Origin of the sequence: Haloferax sp. AB510, from assembly GCF_024136985.1 — an archaeon.
Taxonomy (GTDB): Archaea; Halobacteriota; Halobacteria; order Halobacteriales; family Haloferacaceae; genus Haloferax.
This window is the reverse complement of record NZ_JAMYJY010000165.1, coordinates 1-5,301: the sequence shown is the minus strand read 5'-3', so window position 1 is coordinate 5,301 and position 5,301 is coordinate 1. Positions and strand designations below refer to the sequence as shown.

The following is a 5,301-nucleotide window of genomic DNA, read 5'->3' as shown; positions in this document are numbered from 1 at the left end:
GGTGCTCCGTCGGCCGCGCTCCCGAGGCGACCGGCGACGGCCTCCCACGCGGCGACTGCACCGCCCGCCCACGACTCGCTTTCGAGCGTCTTCGCACGCGCTCGCGAGGCGCGGTCGTCGTCGACCTCCGTCGACCCGGGGTGCGACCCGACCGCGACACCGACGAACTCCGCGCGGTCCTCCGGTGTCAGATCGCGTGTTTGAGGTGTTCGATGGTCCCCGCCAATCGCTCGGGCTCGGGGTGGACGAACACCTTCGCGCCGAGGGCATGAGGACCGAGGAGCAGGCCGTGGAGGTCGTCCGGGGGCGTGTTGTCGAGCAGGCGCTCGCCGCCGTAGTGTCGCTCGACGCGCTCGCACTCGGTCTCTTTTCCGAGGACGAGGTTGTGGCCCGGATACTCGGCACACTCGTCGGGATAGAACTCGGTGTCGTGAATGCGACACTGGAGGGTCTCGGGGTCGAGAAACGCGCAGGCGCGGAGCCACGTCCGCTCCAGGCCGAACGGCGCGACGGGCTTCGGCGGCGTGCGCATGCCGACGAAGAACGCCGGCTTCCCGGCGATGGCCGCGAGTTCGACGCCGTCGATTTCGACGCCCTCGCCCGGCGACGCTTCCCACAGTCGCGGGGTGAGGACGTCGCCGAGGCCGGCCTCAACGAAGTCCCGAATCTCGTCGCGGGTCAGCGGGACGAGGTTGTAGGTGTCGTCGAGCGGCGCGCGCGGCCCGCGGCGCTCGTGGTCGAGCGGGACCGGCGCGACCGGTCGCCAGTCGATACAGCAGCCCGCACAGCCTTCGCAATCGACGCGCATGCCACGAAAGTTATACGCCAGCCGACAAGAGTCTCCCGGCGGGTCGGCGACGCCGGCCGATTACGGCTCCGACAACGCGGCGGGGCGCTTTTGTCGCCTCAGGTCCTCAGTTCTCACATGACCTCCGAACCGTGCGACGCCTGCGGGAAGGGCGTCCGCATCGCCGGCGGCATCGGCGACCTCTGGAACTTCCCCACCTCCTCGTCCGGCGGGATGACGTTGGAACTCGTCGACGGTTCCGAGCACTTCCTTTGTTTCGACTGCATGGAGCGACTGCCGGGCGACCGCGAACCGACCGCTGAGGACGTGGCGGCGCTTTAGACTCGGTTTTCTCGCGTTCGATGATGCCGCGACCGCACCCCGGAGCGGTGGATTTAGGCCCGTCCGAGGACTCCATCGACCGTGGACCCGTCGCGCATCATCGACTCGTTTCCGGCCCCCAGTTTCCGCGGCGCGCAGGAGCAGGCCCTGCGCGATATCCGCGACGCCTTCGCCGACGGCAACGACGTGGTCTTGGTCCGCGCGCCGACCGGGAGCGGTAAGTCGCTTCTCGCCCGCGCCATCGCGGGGTCAGCGGCGACCGTGGACGAGACCTCGCCCGCGCAGGCGACCGACGCCTATTACACGACCCCACAGGTCTCGCAACTCGACGACGTGGCTGAGGACGACCTGCTTTCGGACCTCAAGATAATCCGCGGTAAGTCCAACTACAACTGCATCATCCGCGGCGAGGAGGACACCCCGGTCGACCGCGCACCCTGCGCCCGGAAGCGCGGCTTCGACTGCTCGGTCCGGCACCGCTGTCCGTACTTCTCCGACCGCGCCATCGCCTCGAACCGTCAAATCGCGGCGATGACGCTCGCGTACTTCATGCAGACCGCCGGCTCCGACGTGTTCCGAAAGCGCGACGTGGTCGTCGTCGACGAGGCCCACGGGCTGGCCGAGTGGGCCGAGATGTACGCGACTATCGACCTGAAGCCCCGGACCGTGCCGGTGTGGGACGACATCGGCGTCCCCGACGTGACGGCCGCGGGCGACCCCGTCGAACGCGCCTCGCGCTTCGCGGAGACGCTCGCCGGCGTCTGCAAGCGCGAGAAAGACGAGTTGCTCACGAAGTCCGACCTGACGCCCGAGGAGGCCGCCCGCCGCGACCGCCTGCAGGAACTCATCGGCGAGCTGCAGTGGTTCGTCGAGGACTACCGCGACCCCCAGAGCCCGACGACGTGGGTCGTCGACCAGCACGACGGCGAGGGGTCGCCCATCGCTATCAAGCCGCTCGACCCCGCGAAGTACCTCAAACACACCGTCTGGGACCGCGGGAACAAGTTCGCGCTCCTGTCGGCGACAATCCTCAACAAGGCGGCGTTCTGCCGGTCGGTCGGCCTCGACCCCTCGAAGGTCGCGCTCGTGGACGTGGAACATACGTTCCCCGTCGAGAACCGGCCGCTGTACGACGTGACGCAGGGGAAGATGACCTACGAACACCGCGACGAGACGCTCCCCAAAATCGCCCGCCTCGTCGTTCGCCTGATGGCGAAACACCCCGACGAGAAGGGGCTGATTCACTGCCACTCCTACGCGATTCAGGCGGAGCTTCGCCGCCGACTCGCCGAGATGGGCCTCGGCAACCGCGTCCGCGGCCACGACCGCGACGACCGAAACGTGGAACTGGAGACGTGGAAGGCGACCGACCGCCCGGAGGTGTTCCTCTCCGTGAAGATGGAGGAGGCGCTGGACCTGAAAGGCGACCTCTGTCGCTGGCAGGTGCTCTGTAAAGCGCCGTATCTCAACACGAACGACTCCAGAGTCGCCCGCCGCCTCGAAGACGGCCAGTGGGCGTGGTACCGCCGTGCCGCCCTCCGAACCGTGATTCAGGCGTGTGGTCGTGTCGTGCGCGCGCCCGACGACTACGGCGACACCTACGTCGCCGACAGCAGTCTGCTCCAACTGTTCGACAAGACGCGGACCGACATGCCCGACTGGTTCGCGGCACAGGTCGACCGGATGACGAAACCCGACCTCCCCGAGTTCGACCCCGTCGCGGCGGGCGGCCGCGGGGGCAACGCGGGCAACCCGACCGGCGGGACCGCGAACCTCGGCGGCTCGACGACCCGGTCGTCCGGAGCGTCGGGTGCGGGTTCTGGCTCGCGGCGCGATTCGACTCGCGGTTCGGGTTCTTCGGGGACCCGTACCGGTGGTTCTGGTGGCTCCGGTGGCACGTCGGCCGGTAGTTCCGGCGGTCGCGGTAGCGGCGGCTCGTCCGGCGGCTCCGACGACAGCGGCCGGAGCAACCACCCGCTTTCCGACGTGTGGGGCGAGTGATTACAGGAAGAGGCTGGCCCCAGAGAGCAGCGCCGACCCAATCATGAGCGCGACGAGCGTCAGCGCGATAACCTGCTGTCGGTCCATGGCCGTGCGTTGGACGGCCGGTAATTAACGCTTCTGCACCGGTTCGCACGAGTGATAACCGACGCTCGGCGGATGCGCCCGCCATCACGGTGTCATGCCATCTCGTCCCGTTCGAGCGGCAAAAATCGCCATAGTGTCCAAGAGAGTCGCCGCCTCCGACACATTTCCTCAATGATTGTTAATGCGCTTGTCTGTTTGGCAAACTAGATGCGAAAATAGGATATCGTTTGTAAAGCTATATCTCTCCTAACTTCGTCTTTGACACGCTTTCTCACGAAATAGTTAACACCAATGCCCCTGAATGGTGGAGTATCGGCCATGCACACCAACGCACTCGCCACGGCGATGACACTGTATCGTAGTGGGACACTCACACTCTCGCAGGCGGCCGCTCGCTCCGGCTACTCCGAGGACGACCTGCTCCTCGCCCTCCAGCGCCACGGTGTGCCCGTGCACGAAGACGACGCTCCGGCCGCGTCCCTCTCGACGGACCGGCCGGCCAGCGCCGACTGATTCTGCTCCGTCGTTCGATTATCTCTCGTTCCTGAGCGGCCGCTTTTCCTGTTCAGTTGTCGGTCGACTCACGATTCGTAAAAGCGCAAACGCCGTCGCCACCGCGTTCCGTCTCTCCTCGTTGCGGTCTGCTTACTCCTCGTCCTCGTCTTCGACGACCTCGTCCGGGAGGATGTGTAGTCCCGACTGGCTCTTGAGGACCGGCACCATCGTGGCGTCGGGGTCGAAATAGTCCGGCCGCGGGATGGTCTTCGCCTCGTACGTCTCGGGGTCGAGCACCTGCACGGCGTGTTCGTCCTCGACGGTGACGACGGTGGTCTCCGCCGCGTCCTCGACGGAGCCAAGGTCCTCGGCTTCGGGCCGCTCGCCCTCCTCGAACTCCGACTCGTAGGAGTCGCCCGAGGTGAGACGCGTCCCCTTGAGCCGACCGCGGTTGCTCCGCACGAGGACCGGCCCGTCGCCGTCTTCGGGGTCGATGACGTCGCCGGCGGTAAACCGCGGCAGGCGGGCGACGAACGTGACGCGGTAGACCTCGTTGCCGTCGCCGTCCTCCGTGACGAGCGTCGGGTGTTCCTCGATGGTACCGCCGAAGCGCTCGCGAATCTGCTTTGCGACACCGCTTCCCATCTTGTTGGTCGAAATCTTGATGTTCGGGCCGTTGGGTGTCCGCTTGATACTCGAGATGAACGCGTCGCGGTCGCCTTTCTCCTCGCGTTCCGCGATGTAGGACTCGGCGATCTCGATGGCCGTCTCGGCCTCGTCCGTCGTCGGCGTCCGGTCGTCGGCGCGGACCTGCACGAGGCTGGCGAAGTAGCCGCCTGCGATGCGGCCGCAGCGCTGGCAGGTCTCGCGGGCGATGCTCACCGGGACGACGACGGACTCCTCCAGCGGCGTGCCGCGGACGACGCCCGAGAAGTGGCAGTGCATCCGGATGTTGTTCTCGTCTATCTGCTCGGGTTCGACGCCCCAGCGGACCTCCTCGGCGTTGAGGTGGACGCCGAGGGAGTTCGATACCTCCTCGATGGCGATGTCGGTGTAGTCGCGCGCGCCGACGTCGACCCACCGGTTCCCCCGGTGAATCGCGCCGCACTGCGCGCAGACGCGGACCTGCACCTCGTCAGGTGCGTCCACGAGGTCGAAGTCCTCGAAGTAACACGAGTCGCAGAGCACGTCGTCGCGCTCGCGCGGCATCCCGGGGAGCGGTTCCGGTCGCTCCGGAACCGGGTCGCCGCACCGAGGGCAGAAGTCGCGGGATTCGCTCATTGACGGCTCTAGTCCGTTCGACCGCTTAAGTTCGGCGTCACGGCTCGCCGGTGAACGCCGGCTGTCGTCGATATGTGCCTCGGCAGCCGTGAGCCGTCTCAGTCTCCGTCCGCCCCGTCGCGGAGGTACGACGCGGCCTCCTCGTCTGACACCTGCACGAAGTCGCGGTAGAACGCGCCGACGGCCCCGAACGCCTCCGGCGACTCGACCGCGACGACCGCGTCGCACTCGGCTTCGAGGTCCGAGAGAGTGTGCGGCGGGCCGACCGGGACCGCGAGGACGACGCGCTCCGCGCCGCCGGCGACGAC

The 5,301-nt window shown here is 67.4% G+C and carries 4 protein-coding genes and 2 pseudogenes; 3 read left to right on the top strand and 3 right to left on the bottom strand.

The window, feature by feature from the left end; translation table 11 throughout:
- Positions 1-808: pseudogene (locus NKF06_RS19685) on the bottom strand (YkgJ family cysteine cluster protein); the annotation flags it as partial.
- A gap of 117 nt (positions 809-925) precedes the next feature.
- Between NKF06_RS19685 and NKF06_RS19680 the strand changes: the two are divergent.
- The 3 genes from NKF06_RS19680 (at position 926) to NKF06_RS19670 (ending at position 3,730) form a co-directional block, all read left to right on the top strand.
- Entirely contained in the window at positions 926-1,129 is a 204-nt protein-coding gene (locus tag NKF06_RS19680) for a hypothetical protein (RefSeq protein WP_004045177.1), read from the top strand.
- 81 nt (positions 1,130-1,210) lie between these two features.
- A complete protein-coding gene (locus tag NKF06_RS19675) occupies positions 1,211-3,130 on the top strand; it encodes an ATP-dependent DNA helicase (RefSeq protein ID WP_253246371.1) in 1,920 nt (639 codons plus the stop codon).
- A gap of 405 nt (positions 3,131-3,535) precedes the next feature.
- Positions 3,536-3,730: a UPF0175 family protein gene (locus NKF06_RS19670; RefSeq protein WP_008091125.1), complete on the top strand. Its 195-nt coding sequence runs from the start codon at positions 3,536-3,538 to the stop codon at positions 3,728-3,730.
- Between the two features lie 132 nt (positions 3,731-3,862).
- On the opposite strand, the gene NKF06_RS19665 is transcribed toward NKF06_RS19670, so the two are convergent.
- The gene (locus tag NKF06_RS19665; protein WP_253246370.1) at positions 3,863-4,993 is read right to left on the bottom strand and encodes a 60S ribosomal export protein NMD3; all 1,131 of its coding nucleotides are present in this window, start codon (positions 4,991-4,993) and stop codon (positions 3,863-3,865) included.
- A 98-nt stretch (positions 4,994-5,091) separates the two neighbouring features.
- Positions 5,092-5,301, bottom strand: a pseudogene (locus NKF06_RS19660) (phosphoribosyltransferase); the annotation flags it as partial.